Below are 490 nucleotides of genomic sequence, written 5' to 3' on the forward strand. Positions count from 1 at the left end.
TATACAGGGAGTTTGACTGCTTCGGAATCACTTAAACCTTGTCCTGTCAATGAAAGAAGGTCAGTACCTGAATTACCCCAAGGAGTGTTGCTGTTGGTCTCTTGGACTGTTTGATTTATACCTGAGCCGCTTACGACAGGTTTTTGAAGTTGATAGCTGATGGTGTCATTATTTTGTTTTGATGTGCGAGAGATACCCCACATTGTGCCTTCACCATTGTTGCTTGTTACGTTTTGAGGTTCCAAACCTACTGTGAAAAGTGTGTTTTTACTGCAACGGATATTCAGACCAGTAGCCATACCACCAACGTTTTTTTGGGTAATAGCGGTTGAATTTGATGATGCGACACGTGTGCTGAAATCAATGTCCGCTCCAGCCAGACTTGGGTCTTCGGTAGTAATTTTTGTACTATTCAATGCGCTGTTTGTTGTTAGAACTTCGCAAGTGCCGGTCAATTTCAGGTGTACGTTGAAATTGCCTTCTTTAGTTT

The 490-nt window shown here is 42.2% G+C and carries 1 protein-coding gene; it reads right to left on the reverse strand.

What is annotated here, in order from left to right; genetic code table 11:
* On the reverse strand, window positions 1–490 hold a 490-nt coding region (locus tag ACTHUR_RS19280; protein WP_440400399.1), incomplete at both ends, for a spore coat protein SpoU.

The organism is Neisseria sp. P0021.S007 (genome assembly GCF_051956855.1).